Consider the following 17,223-nt stretch of genomic DNA (forward strand, 5'->3'; position numbering starts at 1 on the left):
AACGGAATTCGGTTCGGGGCTGTACGGGCGCCACCGGACCGGGAGATCCTTGCGGGATGCCCGACCTGAACGCCCTGCTCGCCGACCTCGCTGCCGAGGGCGACGTCCTCGACGCCCTCGTGGCACCGCTGCCCGCCGCGCGCTGGTCCGCGCCGACGCCCGCCGAGGGGTGGACGGTCGCGCACCAGATCGCGCACCTCGCCTGGACCGACGACCAGGCCATCGTGGCCGCCACCGACCCCGAGGCGTTCGCGGAACTGCTGGAGAAGGCCATGACCGACGCCGACTACGTCGAGGCGGGCGCGGCCGAGGGCGCCGCCGAGGCCCCGGACCGGCTCCTCGCCCGGTGGCGGGACGGGCGGCGCCGCATCCGCGCGGCCCTGGCCGCGGTCCCGGCCGGGACGCGGGTGCCGTGGTTCGGCCCGCCGATGAGCCCGGCGTCGATGGCGACCGCGCGGCTCATGGAGACGTGGGCGCACGGCCAGGACGTCGCCGACGCCCTCGGCGCGCGGCGGGAGCCCACCCCCCGGCTCCGGCACGTCGCGCACATCGGCGTCCGCACCCGCGACTTTGCGTTCCGGAACCGCGGCCTGGAGCCGCCCACCGAGGAGTTCCGCGTCACGCTGACCGGCCCCGGCGGCGAGGAGTGGACGTGGGGCCCGGCGGACGCGGCGCAGTCGGTCACCGGGCCCGCGCTCGACTTCTGCCTGCTGGTCACGCAGCGGCGACACCGCGACGACCTCGCGGTCGCGGCGGAAGGCGCCGACGCGGACCGCTGGCTCGACGTCGCGCAGGCGTTCGCCGGACCGCCCGGCCCCGGCCGCGCCCCGGCCGCCGCCTGAGAAGTCGATCACTTCCGGCGCGGCGGACGTTCGAGGGACATCGCCGCTGGACATGCCAGGAACATGACCGTTCTCATCGCCTTCGACGGGTCCGACGACGCCCGCACCGCCATCGAGTACGCCGCCCGGCACGTCCAGCCGGAACCCACCGTGATCCTCACGGTGTGGGAGCCGCTGCTGACCCAGATCTCCTGGGCGCCGCTGGCCACCGTCTCCCCGGTCACGACGAGCGGGGTGCCGGGCGACCAGTTCGAGGAGGAGCAGCAGGCGGAGCTGCTCGCCAAGCAGGGCGCCGAGCTCGCCACCGCCGCCGGCCTCACCGACGTCACGCCGCGCGCGGAGCGCGGGACCGGCCCGGTCTGGGCCACGATCGTGGACGTCGCGGACGAGCTCGACGCCTCCCTGATCGTCACCGGGTCGCGCGGCCTCGCGGGCGCCCGGTCCGTGCTGCTCGGCAGCGTCTCGACCCGCGTCCTGCACCACGTCCACCGGCCGACGCTGGTCGTCCCGCCGGCGAAGAAGGACGAGTGACCGCCCGGGCGCCCTCAGAGGGCGAGGTCAGAGCGCGGCGACGACCCGCTCGAACGCCGCGTAGGCGTCCTCGGTGAACAGGACGAACCGCGCGTCCGACACCGAGGACGAGGTCGAGTTGACCGTGTTGACCGCGATCCGGGCGGCGTCGTCCATCGGCCACCCGTAGATCCCGGCCGAGACCGCGGGGAACGCGATCGAGGTGACGCCCAGCTCGTCCGCGACGCGCAGCGACTCCCGGTAGCAGGAGATCAGCTGGTCGGAGCGGTCCTGGCTCGGCGAGTAGACCGGCCCGACCGTGTGGATCACCCAGCGCGCGGGCAGCTCGCCCGCGGTGGTCGCCACGGCCTGGCCGGTCGGGAGGCCGCCGCCGTAGGAGCTCGCGCGCAGCTTGCGGCACTCGTCCAGGATCGCCGGGCCGCCCCGGCGGTGGATGGCGCCGTCCACGCCGCCGCCCCCGAGCAGCGACGCGTTGGCCGCGTTGACGATCGCGTCCACCCGCTGCTCGGTGATATCGCCCCTGACCAGGCTGATCTTCATCTCCGCCGCCTCCCGCCGCGCCTGCCGCCCCTGCCGGTCGGCGACAAGTTATCCGCTGGCGCCACCGCGAAACGCATGTTGTCGCGGTCCGGCGGTACGCTCGTGGCGGACGGGCGACGGGGGGTGGTGCCGCCCGCCCGCGACGACCCTCGGCGTCGGACGGCCGCAGCGGCCGCAACCCCGTGCCGGCGGAACCACCCCGCCGGCCCCGACCGCCCCTGCCAGCCACAACCGCCAAGCCATCACGAACAGTCCTACGACCACGAAGGCGTGAAAGTCGTGGAGGTACCCCCTTGAAGATCCTTCTCGCCGGCGCGACCGGAGTCGTCGGCCGCCGGCTCCTCCCGCTGCTGGTCCAGGCGGGCCACGAGGTCGCCGGGACGACGCGCCGCCCCGAGCGCGCGGAGGCCGTCCGCGACCTCGGCGGCACCCCCGTGGTCATGGACGCCCTCGACGAGGCCGCCGTGCGCGCCGCCGTCGAGACGGTGCGTCCCGACGCGATCGTGCACCAGCTCACCGACCTCACCGGCGAGGACTTCGCCGCCAACTCCCGGCTGCGGATCGAGGGCACCCGCCACCTCGTCGACGCGGCGCTCGCCGCCGGCGTGCAGACGATGATCGCGCAGAGCATCGCCTGGCTGTACGTGCCGAGCGACACCCCGGCCGTCGAGACCGACCCGCTCGACCCGACCCTGCCGCCCTACGAGGGCGTCGCGGGGCTGGAGACGGCCGTGGGCGAGATGCCGCGCGGCGTCGTCCTGCGCTACGGGGCGCTCTACGGCCCCGGCACCTGGTACGCGCCGGACGGTGCGATCGCCAAGCGGGTCCGGGCGGGCAGCCTGCGGCTGACCCCGGCGTGGACGTCGTTCGTGCACGCCGACGACGCGGCCGCCGCCGCCCTCGCCGCGCTCGACTGGCCGGCCGGGCCCGTCAACATCGTCGACGACGAGCCCGCGACCACGGCGGACTGGCTGCCGGTCTACAGCGCCGCGCTGGGCGCGCCGATGCCCGGCAAGGCCCGGCACGCCGCCGCGACGGGACGCCCGGTGTCCAACGCCAAGGCGCTCGGCCTCGGCTGGAAGCCGCGGGTGCCGTCCTGGCGCACCGGCTTCGCCGAGATGCGCTGACGCCCGGGGGCGGGCACCCGCCTCCGCACCGCGGTTCCCCGCGCCGCGGTGCCCTCAGCCGAACTGGAACGAGCGCTTGGCGAGCCCGAACCAGTAGCCGTCGATGACGGACCGGCGGCCGGACGGACCATCGCTCCCACCTGCCGCGGCGCCGTCGGCGTCGGCGCCGAGGGCCACGAACAGCGGCGCGAAGTGCTCCGTCCGCGGATGCGCGATCGCCGCCGCGGGCGCCTTCGCGCGGAAGTCGAGCAGCGCGTCGATGTCGCCGCCGCCGACGGCGCGGACCGTCCAGTCGTCGAACTCGGCCGACCACGCGGGCGGCGCGGCGTCCGGGCCGGCGCCCATCTCGCGCAGGTTGTGGGTGGTGAAGCCGCTCCCCACGATGAGGACGCCCTGATCGCGCAGCGGCGCGAGCCGGCGGCCGATCTCGAACAGCCGCTCCGGCTCCAGGGTCGGCATCGACATCTGGAGCACGGGGACGTCGGCGTCCGGGTACATCTCCACCAGCGGCACGTACGCGCCGTGGTCGAGGCCGCGCCGCTCGTCCTGGTGCGTGCCGGGGATCAGCTTCCGGACGTCCTCCGCCAGGTCCGGGGCGCCGGGGGCGTCGTACCGGACGCGGTAGTAGTGCTCGGGGAAGCCCCAGAAGTCGTAGACCAGCGGGACCGGGCGGGTGGCTCCGACCGACAGCGGGGCCTCCTCCCAGTGCGCCGACACCATCAGGATCGCCTCGGGCTTCGGCAGGCCCGCCGACCAGCGGGCCAGCTCGTCCGTCCACACGGCGTCGTCGGCCAGCGGCGGCGCGCCGTGGCTGAGGTACAGCACCGGCATGCGGCTCATCTCGTCCCCCTGGGGCAGTATCAGTTGAGTGTTCAACCAAACCGAGCATAACCGTTAAAAATTGAACTTTCAAGGCTTGAGCGTTCAAGTAACTAGGTAGACTGGGGGCATGACGGACCCGGCATGGCTCGACGAGGAGGAGCAGGAGACCTGGCGCGCGTTCCTGTGGACGTCGCGGCTGCTCAACGAGGCCCTCGACCGCCAGCTCCAGCGCGACTCCGGGCTGCCGCACGCCTACTACATGATCCTCGCGATGCTGTCGGAGTCCCCGGGCCGCGCGCTCACGATGACCGAGCTGGCCGCGATCGTCCACTCGTCTCCGAGCCGCCTCTCGCACGCCGTCAACCGGCTGGAGGAGGCCGGCTGGGTGCGCCGCGTCAAGCACCCCGACGACCGCCGGACCACGATCGCCGAGCTGACCGACGCGGGCTTCGCCGTCCTCGCCGAGGCGGCCCCGGGCCACGTCGCCGAGGTCCGGCGGCACCTGTTCGACCCGCTCAGCCGCGAGGAGATGCTGCGCTTCCGCGAGACGCTGCACGCCCTGCTCGCCTCGCTCGACCCCGACCGCGAGGCGCCCTGCGCCGACGGCAAGGGCTGAGCCCCCCCCCGCGAGCGGCCCTAGGCCGTGAACTCGACGGCGTACGCGGCCGCACCGGGGTGGGCCGCGGCCAGCAGGCGCTCCGCCTCGTCCGCCAGGGCCGCCCGGTCCGCGTCCGCGACGGGCAGGAACGGGTCGATGCGCACCACGGCCGTCCCCCGCTTCTTCTCCATCTTCCACATGCCGTGGACGAAGCCGTCCACGAGGAACGTCGCCCGGATGATGCCGTTGACCGTGAACACCCGCTTGCGGTGCTCCTCGGTGATGATCCGTGCCCGATCGGTGTGGGAGAGCAGCAGGTTGTCGAAGTCGGGGACGAGCCGCGCCGGCGCCGGGACGTCCGGGCCGGGACGGGGCGCGTCCGGCAGGTCATAGAGAGTGCGGCCGTTCTCGTCGCGGAACACCACCAGCTTGGGCAAGAGACGCTCGACGACCTCGCCGAGCCGCGTCAGGCCGGACCACTGCTGCGCGTCCTGGACGGACGCGGGCCCGAACGCCCCCAGATAGCGCAGGACCAGCGCGTCCACGGACGGTTCGGGCGGCTCGCCGTCCCCCAGCCACGCGTCCAGGGTCGTGTGCTTGGCCAGCCCCGACGCGCCCCAGATGCCGCGCGGCGGGACCTGCACCAGGGGGACGCGGCAGCGGACGGCGAAGCCGAGCAGTTCGGCGTCGGCATCGGGGAAGCGTTCGGCCAGCAGCGTGCGCAGCTCCTTGTCGGAGCGCGGTTCCTCCTCCAGCAGCGTCCGGGCGTGGGCGATGACGGCGTCGAGCCCGTCCGCCGCCGGGGCCTCGCCCAGCCGCGTCCGGAGGTACCCGTCGAGGATGCCCTGCGTGAGCGGCCGCAGCGCGCGGGCGTCACGGGCGCTGACCAGGTGCAGCGTCCCGCGCATCAGCACCATCCGGAGCACCGCGCGGTCCCTCGTGAGCTGGGCGAGCTCGTCGAACGCGAAGCCCTCCAGGCGGCTCCACAGGCCGACGTACGGCGGGTTCGGCGCCTGCGACTGCATGCCGACCAGGTGCTCGATCGCCTCGACCGCGGGCATCGCCCGCCGCCGGAGCAGCATCTGGCGGGCGAGCAGCGCCCGGTTGAGCGCCCGCCGTCCGAGCACGGGCGGCCCGGCGGCCGCCCCGGACCGCGGAGCGGGCACGCCCTTCGGCGAGGCGTCAGTCGTCATAGCGGCCTCGCAGCTCCTGCCAGGTGGGAGGAGGGCCCGGCAGCTCCTCAGAGTCGGTGAGGCGCAGCGCGTCCAGGAACAGCGCCAGGTAGCGGTGCTGCAACCGGTTCATGCGCGCGTCGTCCCCGATCCGGATCGTGTGCAGATGCTCAAGCATGACGGAGACGTCGCCGACCTCGATCTCCGGCCGGAGGGCACCGGCCTCCTTGGTCCGCTCCAGCAGCCGCTGCGTGGCCCGGTGGATCGCGCGGCCCTTCTCGCTCATCGCCTCGGTGACCGGGAAGCTGCCCGCGAGCCGCATCGTCAGCGAGCCCGCGCCGATGTCGAGGCAGCGGCGCATGAAGCCCGCGAAGGCCGCCCACGCGTCCCCCTCGTCGGCGAGCGCCGCCTCCACCTCGGCGAGGTAGCGGTCCATGCCGTCGTCGGCGAGCCGCTGGAGCAGGTCCTCCTTGCTCTTGTAGCGCCGGTAGAGGGCGCTGATCCCCACCCCCGCGTGCTCGGCCACCGCCGAGATCGGCGCGCCGGGATCGGCGGTGAACACCGCCCGCGCCGCCTCCCGGATCAGCTCGTCATTGCGCGCCGCCTGCGCCTTGCGCCCGCTCATGGGCACCCGTGCCGTGGTCTCCATGAAGACCATAGTAAGGGAACGAAGAATTCCGTTCTACACTCGACGCGTCGAGGGGGCGTTGCAATAAACTCCCCGCCCATGACCGATGCCGAGGGGGCCGCTGCGCCGCCTGGATCGCAGCGGCGGTCCGAGCCGCTGTCCGGGACCCTGACGTTCCAGCTCATGACGCTGGGCGCGGTCGCCGCCGACCGGTTCGCCGCCGCGCTCGCGCCGCTCGATCTGAAGCCGCGGCACGCCGCGCTGATGGCCGTCGTCGGCCGCGGCCTCGCGGCGTCCCAGCTGGAGGTCGCCGCTCATCTCGGCGTCGTGCCGAGCCTCGTCGTCGCCCTCGCCGACCACCTCGTGCGGCTCGGCGCGGTCGAGCGGATCCGCGACCCCCGGGACCGGCGGCGGCAGGTGCTCCTGCTCACCCAGCACGGCCACCGGCTGCTGGAGCGGTGCGCCGCCGCGGCCCGGTCGGTGGACGAGGAGCTCGCCGCCCGGCTCCCGGCGTCCGAGCGCGCCGCGTTCACCCGCTCGCTAGGCGCCCTGGCGAACGGCGCCGGCTTCCCCACCTGAGGCGGTCCCCACCTGGCCCTCGTCGGGCGTGCCCGGTGAAGCGCAGCCCTTGTTCCTCGTGATGCCTTGACGCTCGGCCGCATGCGGTCTCATTATGAACACTTGTTCATGAACGCTTGTTCATAACGAGGGGATGCCATGGCCGAGATCGTCAACGTTCAGCAGTCCGAGGCCTGGAACGGTTACGAGGGCGAGCACTGGGCGGCGCACCACGATCGGTACGACGCGGTGAACGGCGACTTCAACCGCTTCCTGCTGGACGAGGCCGCGATCGGGGAGCGCGACCGCGTCCTCGACATCGGCTGCGGGAACGGGCAGGTCACGCGGCTCGCGGCGGAGCGGGCCCGGTTCGGCGCGGCCGCCGGGGTGGACCTGTCCGGCCCGATGCTCGCCCGCGCCCGCTCGCTGGCGGCGGCGGAGGGCGTCGCCAACGTGACGTTCGAGCAGGGCGACGCGCAGGTGTTCCCGTTCCCCGAGGGCGGCTTCGACGTCGCGCTCAGCCGCTTCGGGGTCATGTTCTTCGCCGATCCCGTGGCCGCGTTCGGCAACGTCCGGCGCGCCCTGCGGCACGGCGGGCGGCTGGCCTTCCTGTCCATGGCGCCGCTGGACGGGACCGACCTCGGCACCGTCTTCTCCGTCCTCACCTCGTCGCCCGACCACACGGTCGCCGGGCACGACGGGCCGCTGTCGCTCGCCGATCCCGCGCGGATCCGCGAGATCCTCGGTGCCGCCGGGTTCCGGGACGTCTCCTGCCGCGCTGTGGAGGCCGAGCAGGTCTGGGGACGGGACGCCGCCGACGCCGCCGCGTTCCTCGCCGGCTGGGGACCCGTCCGCCACAACCTCGGGGAGAGCGGCGAGCTGCTGGAGGCGATCACCAAGGCGGTCCGCCCCTTCGAGCGGGACGGCGCCGTCCGGCTGCGGAGCACGGCATGGCTGGTGAGCGCCCGCCGCTGACGCACCGGGCGGCGATTACGATGCCGGTGATGTCTCCTCGAAGAGCGGCCGCGCTGCGCGGCGGCGACCGGACGCTGCGCGAGCACCTGATCGGCACGGCCGAGCGGCTCATCGCCGAGCGCGGGACGGCGGGGCTGACGGTGCGGACGATCGCGCGGGAGGCCGGCGTCGCGGACGGCGTGCTCTACAACCACTTCGCCGACAAGGAGGAGCTGCTCGCCCTGGCCCTGCGCGCCCATGCCGTCGCGGTGCGGCGGGGGCTGCCCGCGCTGCCGGTGCCGGGCGAGGGGACGGTCGAGGCGAACCTCCGGGCCCACATCGAGCACGGGACGGCGCTGCACGCCCGGCTGCTGCCCGCGCTCGCGGGCCTGGTCGGGCGGCCCGAGGTGCTGGCCCGGTTCGCGGCGCTGGACGATCCGGACGTGAACTGGCGCGACCGCCTCGGCGCCTACCTGCGGGCCGAGCGGGACCTCGGCCGGCTGCCCGCCGACGCCCGCGTCGACGCCGCCACCGCCATGATCGTCGGCGTGTGCCACGAGCCGGTGCTGTCGGCCCTCCTCGGGGGCGGGGACGCGGGTGCGGCGCGGTCCGCGTCCCCCGGGATGATCGACGACCTCGTCGCGACCGTCCTGTACGGCCTGGCCCCGCGCTAGCCGCCCTCACGTGGCCATGGCGGCCCTGACCTCGGCGAGCGTCGCGTCGGCGACGGCGTTGGCGCGGGCGTTCCCGGCGGCGAGGACGGCGCGCAGGTGCGCCCGGTCGGCGGCGAGCTCGGCGCGGCGGGCGCGGATCGGCCGCAGGAACTCGTTGACGGACTCGGTGACGACCCGCTTGAGCGCCGCGGCGCCGCCGTCGCCGATGTCCGCGGCCACCTCGTGCGGGTCGCGGTCCTGGCAGAGCGCGGCCAGCAGCACCAGGTTCGACACCTCGGGACGGGTCTCGGGCGCGTAGGCGATGCGCCGCTCGCCGTCCGTCCTGGCGCGGCGGATCAGGCGCGCGGTCTCGTCCGCGGTGGCGGACAGGGCGATGGTGTTGCCGCGGCTCTTGCTCATCTTCCGGCCGTCCGTCCCGAGCAGCAGCGGCGCGGCCGACAGCAGGGCCTCCGGCACGGGGAAGACGGGCGCGTAGCGCTCGTTGAAGCGGCGCGCGACCGTCCGGGTGATCTCCTGGTGCGGGAGCTGGTCCTTCCCCACCGGGACGAGGTTCGCCTTGCAGAACAGGATGTCCGCGGCCTGGTGGACGGGGTAGGTGAACATCAGCCCGCTGACCGCGTCCTGCCGGGACGCCGCGATCTCGTCCTTGACCGTGGGGTTGCGGCCCAGCTCGGCGACGGAGACCAGGGACAGGAACGGCAGCATGAGCTGGTTCAGCGCGGGCACGGCGCTGTGCTGGAAGATCGTCGCGGTGGACGGGTCGATCCCGGCGGCGAGCTGGTCGGCGACGAGGCCCTCGACGTGCTCGCCGAGCCGGTCGGCGACGTCCCGGTCGGTGAGCACCTGGTAGTCGGCGACCAGCACGAACACCTCGACGCCCGCCCGCTGGAGGCGGACGCGGTTGGCGAGCGTGCCGAAGTAGTGGCCGAGGTGCAGCGGTCCCGTGGGACGGTCGCCGGTCATGATCCGGAAGGCGCCGGGGTCCGCGGCGATCCGCGCCTCCAGGTCGAGCCGCGAGGCGTCCGGCGCGGTGGGGGTGGCGGTGTGCACGGTGTTCTCTCCTCGTTGTCGGGGGCCGTCCTGCCGGACGCCCGCCCCCTGGGTCACCGAGAAGGAAGAAGGGCCGTCCAGCGGACGGCCCGGGCATGCGTGTCTCTCGGCCGTCCTAGGACGGCCACCAAGCGAGAGTCGCGGTGCGGTGCATGCCTCCAGCGTAGCGGACAAGATAAGCAAGGTTCTAGATAATCCGGGACGGGACGAGTTGGGTAGGCTGGCGGGCATGACCGCCATGGCACCCGCGCGCACCGCACCCGACCTGTCCTTCCTGCTCGACCACACCAGCCATGTGCTGCGGACGCGGATGGCGGCGGCGCTCGCCGAGATCGGGCTGACGGCCCGCATGCACTGCGTCCTCGTGCACGCCCTCCAGGAGGAGCGCACCCAGATCCAGCTCGCCGAGCTCGGCGACATGGACAAGACGACGATGGTCGTCACGGTCGACGCCCTGGAGAAGGCGGGGCTCGCCGAGCGGCGCCCGTCGTCGCGGGACCGCCGCGCACGGATCATCGCCGTCACGGAGGAGGGCGCGCGGGTCGCGGCCCGCAGCCAGGAGATCGTGGACGGCGTCCACGAGGCCGCCCTCGGCTCGCTTCCGGAGCAGGAGCGCGAGATCCTCCTCCGCGCCCTGAACAACCTGGTCAGCGGGCATCTGGCCGTGCCCGAGGAGAGCGTGCGGCCGGTGCGGCGGGCCCGCGAGCGCCAGAAATAGGCCCGTCGAGGATTGTCTGCAACGAAACTATCTACTACGGTTCTCCTGTGGCGCCGCCGTCCCGGTGGCACCGAACTCCGTGGCACTGACCTCCCCGGTGGCACCGACCAGGAGATGACCATGTCCTCGCCCGATATCCCCCGCACCTCGCCGCTGCGCTCCCGGTGGGCGGCGCTCGGCGTCCTGTCCACCTCGATGCTGATGACGATCCTGGACGGCAGCATCGTCACCGTCGCGATGCCGTCCATCCAGTCCGACCTGGGCTTCTCCCCCGCCGGGCTGAGCTGGATCGTCAACGCCTACCTGATCCCCCTCGGCGGGCTGCTGCTGCTCGCCGGGCGGCTCGGCGACCTCGTCGGCCGCAAGGCGCTGTTCCTCGCCGGGAACGCGGTGTTCACCGGCGCCTCCGTGCTGGCGGGCGTCGCGACCGCGCCGGGCGTGCTGATCGCCGCCCGCTTCCTCCAGGGCGTCGGCAGCGCGCTCGCGTCGGCCGTCGTCCTCGGCATCCTGGTGACGCTCTTCACCGATCCGCGCGAGCGGACCCGGGCCATCGGGTTCTTCAGCTTCACCGGCGCCGCCGGCGCCTCCATCGGGCAGGTCCTCGGCGGGGTGCTCACCGACGCGCTCAGCTGGCACTGGATCTTCTTCATCAACCTGCCGATCGGCCTCGCCACCATCCTGCTGGCGCTGCCCGCACTGCCCCGCGACCGCGGCATCGGCCTCGGCGCGGGCGCGGACGTCGTGGGCGCGCTGCTCGTCACGTCCGGGCTGATGCTCGGCATCTACACCGTGGTCGGGGTCGAGCGGAACGGCTGGCTCGCCGCGCGGACCCTCGGCCTCGGCGCCGTGTCGCTCGCCCTGCTCGCCGCGTTCGTCGCCCGCCAGGCCCGCGCCGCGACGCCGCTGATGCCGCTGCGGATCCTGCGGTCCCGGAACGTGTCCGGCGCCTACCTCGTCCAGCTGCTGGTCCTGTCCGGCATGTTCTCGTTCCAGGTCATCGTGGCCCTCTACATGCAGAAGGTCCTCGGCTACAGCGCCCTCGAAACCGGCCTGGCGATGCTGCCCGCGGCCGTGGCCATCGGCGCGGTGTCGCTGTTCGTCTCCGCCCGGCTCTCCCAGCGGTTCGGCGAGCGGACCGTCCTGCTCGCCGGGCTGGTGCTGCTGGCCGCGGCGCTCGGCTGGCTCACCCGCGTCCCCGAGCACGCGTCCTACACCGTCGACCTGCTCCCGGTGATGGTGCTCATCGCGGGCGGCGGGCTGGTGCTCCCGGCGCTGACCGGGCTCGGCATGTCCAGCGCCCGCCCCGACGACGCCGGGCTCGCGTCCGGCCTGTTCACCACCGTCCAGCAGGTCGGCATGGCGCTCGGCGTCGCCGTCCTGACCACGCTCGCGGCCTCCCGCACCGAGGCCCTGCGGGCGGACGGGCGGAGCGAGGGGGCCGCGCTGACCGGCGGCTACCACCTGGCGTTCGGCGTCTCCGCCGGGCTGCTGGTGGCCGCGCTCGCCGTCACCCTGATCGTCCTGCGCCGGCCCCGGCCCGCCGAGGACGCGCAAGGCCGGCCGGAGACGGAACCCGCCGTCACCGCCACGGCCCTCTGACACCGCAGCGAACCTACGCGAAGGAGAAGACCGATGAGCGAGTACGGCCCCGGCCAGGGACCCGGCCCGAAGCCCGTCACCGAGGAGGAGCTGTCCCGGCTCCTCGGCGGGCAGCAGTTCGCCGTCCTGGCCACGAACAAGAAGAACGGCCACCCGCACGCGTCGACCGTCGTTTACGCCTGGGACCCCGCCGAGCGGACCGCGCGGATCTCGACGACCGCCGACCGCGCGAAGGTGCGGCAGCTGCGGAACGACCCCCGCGCCGCGCTGCACGTGTCCACCCCCGACCACCTGGCGTTCGCCGTGGCCGAGGGGACGGCCGAGCTCTCCGACGTCAGCGCGGAGCCCGGCGACGCGGCCGGACAGGAGCTGCTGGCCATGACGCCGGGCTTCGACGATCCCGCCGACGAGCGCGCGTTCCTGGAGCAGATGGTCAAGGACCGGCGCCTCGTCATCCGGCTCCGCGCGACCCGCCTGTACGGGACGGTCCTGGCGGACTGACGCCGCCGCGACGGGATCAGTGGGGCAGGAGGATGAGCAGCAGCGGGAGGCCCGCGATGACCGGCACGGCGACCGTGGCGGTCACGCGGGCCTTCCGCGACAGCGGCTGCGGCTCCAGGAGGCGGCCGACCCTGGCCATGACGGGGATGTCGTCCGCGGACGCGACGCCCAGCGTGCCGGACGGCGCGGCGGCCGGGCGGGCTGCGGCGAAGCGCAGCAGCGCGGTCGCGAGCTCCTTCGGCGGGCGGCCGTGCCGGGCGCGGTCGTCGGCGGCCATCTCGATCAGCAGCTCCACCGCGTCCAGGCACCGCCCGACCAGCCGGAACTGCGGGAACACCTGCCGCAGCGAGGCGAACGGCAGCAGCACGAGGTCGTGCCGCTCGCGCGCGTGCGCGCGCTCGTGCGCGAGGACCGCGGCCAGCTCCGCCCGGTCGAGCAGCTCCAGCGTCCCGGCGCTGACCACGACCTTCGACGAGCGGACGCCCGGCACGCAGTACGCCGCCGCGCCCGGGTGGTCGAGGACCAGGGTGCCGGGCACGGCGGAGTCGCGGCGCGACACGAGCGCGAGCAGCGCGCGGTGCCGGGCGCGGGCCCGCACGACGCGGAGCACCGCGTACATCAGCATGGCCAGCAGCACGCCGGTGAGGCTGACCGCCGCCATCAGCGCCGCCAGGTGGACGGCGTCGAGCCGGGCCGCCTGGTCGGCGTACAGGCCGGGCAGCCCGCCGAGCACGCCCTTGCGGTAGGGCTCCAGCGCGACGCCGAGCAGCGTGCCGATCGTGGCGACGCCCCAGCACAGCCCGAGGGCCTGCCAGAGCGCGATGCCGGTGCGCGGCGTCCGCCACGTCCACCTGGCCCGGGACAGCAGGTGCGCCCCGCCGACGGTCCCCAGGGAGATCACTGCGAGCAGGGCGGCGCCGGTCATGCCGGTGGTTCCTTCCCCGAGCGGCCGGCCGCGTCCGCGCGGCCCGCCGTGCCGGTGAGGCCGGACGCGCCGGTCAGGCCGGACGCGCCGGTCAGGCCGGCGAGGGCCTGGCGGATCACGTCGATCTCGTCGCTGGACACCGAGCGGACGAAGTGCGCCAGCGCCGCGTCGCGGTCGCCGGTCTCGTTGAGGGCGCCCAGCATCAGCTCGGTGACGTAGCCCTCGCGGCTGGCCACCGGCTTGTAGCGCCAGGCGCGGCCGTCCCGCTCGCGCTCCAGGAAGCCCTTCTTGGCGAGCCGGTCCAGCACGGTCATGATCGTGGTGTGCGCCAGGTCGCGGTCACCGGCGAGCGCGCGGCTCACGTCGCGGGCCGTGGCGGCCTCGTGACCGGCGTCCTCCCGCGCCCACAGGACCTCCATGACCGTGCGTTCAAGCTCTCCCAGACCCTTCACGCCAGCCAGGTTATCCGACTGAGAGGCATGTCACCACGGCAGGTAGTACTACCCGCTTAAGTACTACAGCTCGTAGTACTACATTCAGTCGTATGAGCACCGTCGCGCTCCTCGCCGACGCCGCCGCCCGCACCGGGCAGGGCGCCGCGTCCCCGGCCGACTTCATGGCCGCCCGCCAGCAGATGGCCTTCACGCTCGGATTCCACATCGTGCTGGCCTCGATCGGCATCGGGCTGCCCGCCCTCACGCTGCTCGCCGAGTGGCGGTCCCTGCGCACCGGCGACAGCGTCAAAGCCGCGGTCTACGCGGAGCTGGCCCGCCGCTGGATGAAGGCCGCGGGCGTCCTGTTCGCGGTCGGCGCCGTCTCCGGGACCGTCCTGTCCTTCGAGATGGGCACCCTCTGGCCCGGCTTCATGGACAAGTACGGCCAGGTCTTCGGCGCCGCGTTCGCGCTGGAGGGCATCGCCTTCTTCATCGAGGCGATCTTCATGGGCATCTACCTGTACGGCTGGGACCGGCTCTCGCCGCGCGCCCACTTCCTCACCGGCGTCCCCGTCGTGGTCGCCGGACTGCTGTCCGCCTCGTTCGTGCTGACCGTCAACTCCTGGATGAACCAGCCGCGCGGTTTCAGGCTCGTGGACGGCAAGGTCACCGACGTCGACCCGCTCGCCGCGATGTTCAACCCGGCCACGCCCGTCCAGGCCGTCCACCTGATCCTGGCCTCGCTCATGGTCTGCGGCTTCATCGTCGCCTCGGTGTACGCCGTCGGCCTCCTCCGCGACCGCCGCGCCGGACGCGACGACCGCTACAACCGTCTCGGCTTCGCCATCCCGTTCTCCCTCGGCGCGGTCTGCGCCCCGCTCCAGGTGATCGTCGGCGACTGGGCGGTCCGGTTCGTCGCCGACAACCAGCCCGCCAAGTTCGCCGCCATGGAGGGCGTCGAGCACACCCAGGCGGGCCAGCCGTTCCGGTTCGCGGTGTTCGAGATCCCGAACGCCCTCTCGCTCATGCTCAAGTTCGACGCCCACGCGACGCTCCGCGGCATGGACTCCGTCCCCGTCGGCGACCGGCCGCCCGCCGAGGTCGTCAAGACGTCCTTCGAGATCATGATCGCGCTCGGCATGGTCCTGCTGGCCCTCGCCGCCTGGTGGGCCCTCGCCTGGTGGCTCCGCCGCCGGGGCCGCGCCCTCGACCTGCCCTGGAAGCCGTGGTTCCTGCGCGCCGCCGCCCTCACCGGCGTCATGGCCGCCGTCGCCATGGAGGCCGGCTGGACCACCACCGAGGTCGGGCGCCAGCCCTGGATCGTCTACGGCGTCATGCGCACCGAGGAGGCCGTCAACCCCAGCCCGGGCCTGCGCTACGGCCTCTACATCGTCCTCGCCGTCTACGCCGTCCTGACCGCCGCCACGATCAGCGTCCTGCGCCGCATGCGCCACACCCCGGAACCGGCCGTCCCCCCGGCCTCGCCGTCCAGCACCGAACCCGCCGCCGAAGCGAACGTGGAGAGCGTCCGATGAGCTACGCCGACGCCGCCCTGGGCCTGATCCTGCTGGGCCTGTCCGTCTACCTGCTGTTCGGCGGCGCGGACTTCGGCGCCGGGCTCTGGCACCTGGTCTCCCGCCGCCGCGAGGACAAGGACGTCATCGAGCACGCCATGGGCCCGCTCTGGGAGGCCAACCACGTCTGGCTCATCTTCGTGATGGTCATGACCTGGACGGCGTTCCCGCCGATCTTCGCGGACGTGATGTCCGCCCACTGGGTCCCGCTGTCCCTCGCGGCCCTCGGCATCGTCGCGCGCGGCAGCACCTTCGTGTTCAGCAAGGCCGACCCGGACCAGCGCTGGTACCCCTGGGTCTTCGGCGTCTCCTCCGTCCTCACGCCGTACTGCCTGGGCGCCGTCGCCACGGTCGTCGCCACGGGCGGTTCGTCCTGGCTCAGCCTCGCCGGGCTCTACGGCGGCGTCCTCACCACCGCCCTCTGCGCGTACCTCGCCGCCGTCTACCTGATCTGGGACGCGCGGCGCCTCGCCGACGTGTGGTCCTCGATGCGCTTCCGCGGCTACGCCCTGCTGTCCGGCGCGGCCGTCGGCCTGTTCGCGCTGCCCGGCGCCGCCGCGCTCGGCGTCCGCTCCCCGCTGATCCTGCTGTCGGCCGCGGCCGGGGCGCTCTCCCTCGTCCTGCTGGTGCGCCGCGCGTACCTGTCCGTCCGCGTGACGGGCGCGCTCGCCGTCGTCGCCGTCCTGTGGGGCGCCGCCGAGATGGCGGGCCTCGACCTGGACGCCGCCGCCGCGCAGGACGCCGTCCTCCAGGTCGTCTTCGTCGCCCTGGGCGTGGGCGGGCTCATCCTCGTCCCGTCCCTGGCCTGGCTGTACGTCCTCTTCCAGCGCGACACGGCCCGCACCCCCTGAACCGGCGGCGTGCCGGGACTCCCGGTCGGCTACCCGCAGCCCCGGCGCGCCGCCTCACATCGCGAGGCTCAGGGAGCGGGGAGCAGTTCGACGATCGTGCGGGAACCGGCCGGGCCGACCGAGCCGACCCGCAAGCCGACCGTCCCGGCCAGCTCGGCGAGCTGGTCGAGGGTGCGCTCCCGGCCGTTGACGTAGCAGAGCATGCGCAGGTCCCCTTCGGTGTCCACCGCGCCGTCGCCCGTTAGGTCGAAGTGGTCGACGACCAAGACCTTGCCCGTTCCCGCCGCGGCCTCGGCGCAGCGCCGCAGGATGCGCCCGGCGTGCTCGTCGTCCCAGTCGTGAAGGACGCCGGAGAGCACGTACCCGCCCGCGTCGACGGGGAGGGCGTCGAAGAAGCTGCCGGCCTGGACTCCCGCCCGGTCGCCCAGGCCGGCGGCGGCGATGGCCTGCTCAGCGCGGGTCGCCGGGCCGGGCAGATCGACGACCGTCCCGCGCAGGCCGTCGTGGGCGCGAAGGATGGCGATCAGCAGGCTGCCGTCACCGCCACCTACATCGACGACATGGCCGAGCGCGCCCCAGGGGTGGGCGGCGGCCACGGCGGGCGCGTCCGCCACCAGCCGGGAGCCCATCAGGGCGTCGAACGACGCGCCTCTCGCGGGATCGGCCGACAGGTCGTCCCAGTACGGCCGGCCGAACCTGCGCGGGAAGGCGGGCTCGCCGGTGCGGACGGTGTGCAGCAGCTCGGTGAAGCACAGATCGGCGTGGCCGATGGCGCCCTCCAGATCGAGCCAGGCACGCACACCGTCCGGATGATCGTCGCGAAGCTGCTCGCCGAGGGACGTCAAGGCATAGGTGCCGGGCGCCGAGCGGGACAGCACACCGGCGGTCACCAGGTGCCCCATCAGCCGCCCGAGCGCGTCCGGGTCGGCGTCGACCACCGCGGCCAGCGCCTCGGTCGTCCGCGCGCCCTCGGCGATGCGGTCGGCCAGCCGCAGCGTCGCCGCCACCCGGATGGCCATCGGAGTCAGCAGGTCCGCAGCCGCCCACAGCCCCGTACGCCAACCTCTCGTCTCCTCGGCCATGGGCGCCTCCTCGCTCGACCCGGCTTCCAGCACCCGCGAACGC

At 74.1% G+C, this 17,223-nt stretch carries 20 protein-coding genes; 12 read left to right on the forward strand and 8 right to left on the reverse strand.

The genetic code is table 11. The annotated features are described in order from the left end of the window. Positions 1 to 56: 56 nt before the first annotated feature. The gene (locus E1300_RS05800; protein WP_131755834.1) at positions 57 to 842 is read left to right on the forward strand and encodes a TIGR03084 family metal-binding protein; all 786 of its coding nucleotides are present in this window, start codon (positions 57 to 59) and stop codon (positions 840 to 842) included. Positions 843 to 905: 63 nt separating this feature from the next. Continuing rightward, a complete protein-coding gene (locus E1300_RS05805) occupies positions 906 to 1,373 on the forward strand; it encodes a universal stress protein (protein ID WP_131755835.1) in 468 nt (155 codons plus the stop codon). A 27-nt stretch (positions 1,374 to 1,400) separates the two neighbouring features. Here E1300_RS05805 and E1300_RS05810 read toward each other — a convergent pair whose 3' ends face one another. Further along, positions 1,401 to 1,913, reverse strand: a complete 513-nt coding sequence (locus E1300_RS05810; RefSeq protein WP_131755836.1) for an O-acetyl-ADP-ribose deacetylase — start codon at positions 1,911 to 1,913, stop codon at positions 1,401 to 1,403. 293 nt (positions 1,914 to 2,206) lie between these two features. On the opposite strand from E1300_RS05810, the gene E1300_RS05815 reads away from it, so the two are divergent. Continuing rightward, the gene (locus E1300_RS05815) at positions 2,207 to 3,040 is read left to right on the forward strand and encodes an NAD-dependent epimerase/dehydratase family protein (RefSeq protein WP_131755837.1); all 834 of its coding nucleotides are present in this window, start codon (positions 2,207 to 2,209) and stop codon (positions 3,038 to 3,040) included. A 54-nt stretch (positions 3,041 to 3,094) separates the two neighbouring features. On the opposite strand, the gene E1300_RS05820 is transcribed toward E1300_RS05815, so the two are convergent. Further along, positions 3,095 to 3,916: a dioxygenase family protein gene (locus tag E1300_RS05820; protein ID WP_306440640.1), complete on the reverse strand. Its 822-nt coding sequence runs from the start codon at positions 3,914 to 3,916 to the stop codon at positions 3,095 to 3,097. Positions 3,917 to 3,989: 73 nt separating this feature from the next. On the opposite strand from E1300_RS05820, the gene E1300_RS05825 reads away from it, so the two are divergent. Beyond that, complete coding sequence (locus E1300_RS05825; protein ID WP_131755838.1) at positions 3,990 to 4,478, forward strand: MarR family winged helix-turn-helix transcriptional regulator; 489 nt, start codon at positions 3,990 to 3,992, stop codon at positions 4,476 to 4,478. Positions 4,479 to 4,498: 20 nt separating this feature from the next. On the opposite strand, the gene E1300_RS05830 is transcribed toward E1300_RS05825, so the two are convergent. Then, the gene (locus E1300_RS05830; RefSeq protein ID WP_131755839.1) at positions 4,499 to 5,653 is read right to left on the reverse strand and encodes a winged helix DNA-binding domain-containing protein; all 1,155 of its coding nucleotides are present in this window, start codon (positions 5,651 to 5,653) and stop codon (positions 4,499 to 4,501) included. Further along, positions 5,643 to 6,281, reverse strand: a complete 639-nt coding sequence (locus E1300_RS05835) for a TetR/AcrR family transcriptional regulator (protein ID WP_242618959.1) — start codon at positions 6,279 to 6,281, stop codon at positions 5,643 to 5,645. The genes E1300_RS05830 and E1300_RS05835 overlap by 11 nt, the downstream gene beginning before the upstream one ends. A 78-nt stretch (positions 6,282 to 6,359) precedes the next feature. Between E1300_RS05835 and E1300_RS05840 the strand changes: the two genes are divergently transcribed. The 3 genes from E1300_RS05840 to E1300_RS05850 all read left to right on the forward strand — a co-directional run bounded on the left by E1300_RS05840 (position 6,360) and on the right by E1300_RS05850 (position 8,446). Beyond that, on the forward strand, positions 6,360 to 6,839 hold the full coding sequence (locus E1300_RS05840) for a MarR family winged helix-turn-helix transcriptional regulator (protein WP_207399502.1): 480 nt from the start codon (positions 6,360 to 6,362) through the stop codon (positions 6,837 to 6,839). Positions 6,840 to 6,977: 138 nt separating this feature from the next. Next, entirely contained in the window at positions 6,978 to 7,793 is an 816-nt protein-coding gene (locus E1300_RS05845) for a class I SAM-dependent methyltransferase (protein WP_131755840.1), read from the forward strand. 29 nt (positions 7,794 to 7,822) lie between these two features. Further along, positions 7,823 to 8,446, forward strand: a complete 624-nt coding sequence (locus E1300_RS05850; RefSeq protein WP_131755841.1) for a TetR/AcrR family transcriptional regulator — start codon at positions 7,823 to 7,825, stop codon at positions 8,444 to 8,446. A gap of 6 nt (positions 8,447 to 8,452) precedes the next feature. Here the strand turns inward: E1300_RS05850 and trpS are convergent, their stop codons facing one another. After that, the gene (trpS, locus tag E1300_RS05855; RefSeq protein WP_242618960.1) at positions 8,453 to 9,496 is read right to left on the reverse strand and encodes a tryptophan--tRNA ligase; all 1,044 of its coding nucleotides are present in this window, start codon (positions 9,494 to 9,496) and stop codon (positions 8,453 to 8,455) included. A gap of 229 nt (positions 9,497 to 9,725) precedes the next feature. Here trpS and E1300_RS05860 point away from each other — a divergent pair, with 229 nt between their 5' ends. The 3 genes from E1300_RS05860 (at position 9,726) to E1300_RS05870 (ending at position 12,314) form a co-directional block, all read left to right on the forward strand. Further along, complete coding sequence (locus E1300_RS05860) at positions 9,726 to 10,214, forward strand: MarR family winged helix-turn-helix transcriptional regulator (protein ID WP_131755842.1); 489 nt, start codon at positions 9,726 to 9,728, stop codon at positions 10,212 to 10,214. A gap of 120 nt (positions 10,215 to 10,334) precedes the next feature. Beyond that, positions 10,335 to 11,813 (forward strand): MFS transporter, encoded by a 1,479-nt coding sequence (locus E1300_RS05865; protein WP_207399503.1) that lies wholly within the window; start codon positions 10,335 to 10,337, stop codon positions 11,811 to 11,813. 33 nt (positions 11,814 to 11,846) lie between these two features. Continuing rightward, positions 11,847 to 12,314, forward strand: a complete 468-nt coding sequence (locus E1300_RS05870) for a pyridoxamine 5'-phosphate oxidase family protein (protein WP_131755844.1) — start codon at positions 11,847 to 11,849, stop codon at positions 12,312 to 12,314. Positions 12,315 to 12,330: 16 nt separating this feature from the next. Here E1300_RS05870 and E1300_RS05875 read toward each other — a convergent pair whose 3' ends face one another. Beyond that, positions 12,331 to 13,239 carry a M56 family metallopeptidase gene (locus E1300_RS05875; RefSeq protein WP_131755845.1) on the reverse strand — a complete coding sequence of 303 codons (909 nt, stop codon included), beginning with the start codon at positions 13,237 to 13,239 and terminating at the stop codon, positions 12,331 to 12,333. Continuing rightward, positions 13,236 to 13,691, reverse strand: a complete 456-nt coding sequence (locus tag E1300_RS05880; RefSeq protein ID WP_278045343.1) for a BlaI/MecI/CopY family transcriptional regulator — start codon at positions 13,689 to 13,691, stop codon at positions 13,236 to 13,238. The genes E1300_RS05875 and E1300_RS05880 overlap by 4 nt, the downstream gene beginning before the upstream one ends. 92 nt (positions 13,692 to 13,783) lie before the next feature. On the opposite strand from E1300_RS05880, the gene E1300_RS05885 reads away from it, so the two are divergent. Beyond that, positions 13,784 to 15,208, forward strand: coding sequence for a cytochrome ubiquinol oxidase subunit I (locus tag E1300_RS05885; RefSeq protein WP_242618961.1), 1,425 nt, complete (start codon positions 13,784 to 13,786; stop codon positions 15,206 to 15,208). Further along, entirely contained in the window at positions 15,205 to 16,098 is an 894-nt protein-coding gene (locus tag E1300_RS05890) for a cytochrome d ubiquinol oxidase subunit II (protein ID WP_131755846.1), read from the forward strand. Before E1300_RS05885 ends, E1300_RS05890 begins: the two co-directional genes overlap by 4 nt. Positions 16,099 to 16,166: 68 nt before the next feature. Here E1300_RS05890 and E1300_RS05895 read toward each other — a convergent pair whose 3' ends face one another. After that, the gene (locus E1300_RS05895; RefSeq protein WP_131755847.1) at positions 16,167 to 17,180 is read right to left on the reverse strand and encodes a methyltransferase; all 1,014 of its coding nucleotides are present in this window, start codon (positions 17,178 to 17,180) and stop codon (positions 16,167 to 16,169) included. Positions 17,181 to 17,223: the final 43 nt, after the last annotated feature.

It is taken from the genome of Actinomadura fibrosa (assembly GCF_900659615.1).
Lineage (GTDB): Bacteria > Actinomycetota > Actinomycetes > Streptosporangiales > Streptosporangiaceae > Spirillospora > Spirillospora fibrosa.

What these genes read in the sequence shown, in the direction of transcription:
- E1300_RS05800 (WP_131755834.1), top strand. Translation starts at nt 57, where the DNA reads ATGCCCGACCTGAACGCCCTGCTCGCCGACCTCGCTGCCGAGGGCGAC.
- E1300_RS05805 (WP_131755835.1), top strand. Translation starts at nt 906, where the DNA reads ATGACCGTTCTCATCGCCTTCGACGGGTCCGACGACGCCCGCACCGCC.
- E1300_RS05810 (WP_131755836.1), bottom strand. Translation starts at nt 1,913, where the DNA reads ATGAAGATCAGCCTGGTCAGGGGCGATATCACCGAGCAGCGGGTGGAC.
- E1300_RS05825 (WP_131755838.1), top strand. Translation starts at nt 3,990, where the DNA reads ATGACGGACCCGGCATGGCTCGACGAGGAGGAGCAGGAGACCTGGCGC.
- E1300_RS05830 (WP_131755839.1), bottom strand. Translation starts at nt 5,653, where the DNA reads ATGACGACTGACGCCTCGCCGAAGGGCGTGCCCGCTCCGCGGTCCGGG.
- E1300_RS05835 (WP_242618959.1), bottom strand. Translation starts at nt 6,281, where the DNA reads ATGGAGACCACGGCACGGGTGCCCATGAGCGGGCGCAAGGCGCAGGCG.
- E1300_RS05840 (WP_207399502.1), top strand. Translation starts at nt 6,360, where the DNA reads ATGACCGATGCCGAGGGGGCCGCTGCGCCGCCTGGATCGCAGCGGCGG.
- E1300_RS05845 (WP_131755840.1), top strand. Translation starts at nt 6,978, where the DNA reads ATGGCCGAGATCGTCAACGTTCAGCAGTCCGAGGCCTGGAACGGTTAC.
- E1300_RS05850 (WP_131755841.1), top strand. Translation starts at nt 7,823, where the DNA reads ATGTCTCCTCGAAGAGCGGCCGCGCTGCGCGGCGGCGACCGGACGCTG.
- E1300_RS05860 (WP_131755842.1), top strand. Translation starts at nt 9,726, where the DNA reads ATGACCGCCATGGCACCCGCGCGCACCGCACCCGACCTGTCCTTCCTG.
- E1300_RS05865 (WP_207399503.1), top strand. Translation starts at nt 10,335, where the DNA reads ATGTCCTCGCCCGATATCCCCCGCACCTCGCCGCTGCGCTCCCGGTGG.
- E1300_RS05870 (WP_131755844.1), top strand. Translation starts at nt 11,847, where the DNA reads ATGAGCGAGTACGGCCCCGGCCAGGGACCCGGCCCGAAGCCCGTCACC.
- E1300_RS05875 (WP_131755845.1), bottom strand. Translation starts at nt 13,239, where the DNA reads ATGACCGGCGCCGCCCTGCTCGCAGTGATCTCCCTGGGGACCGTCGGC.
- E1300_RS05885 (WP_242618961.1), top strand. Translation starts at nt 13,784, where the DNA reads ATGAGCACCGTCGCGCTCCTCGCCGACGCCGCCGCCCGCACCGGGCAG.
- E1300_RS05890 (WP_131755846.1), top strand. Translation starts at nt 15,205, where the DNA reads ATGAGCTACGCCGACGCCGCCCTGGGCCTGATCCTGCTGGGCCTGTCC.
- E1300_RS05895 (WP_131755847.1), bottom strand. Translation starts at nt 17,180, where the DNA reads ATGGCCGAGGAGACGAGAGGTTGGCGTACGGGGCTGTGGGCGGCTGCG.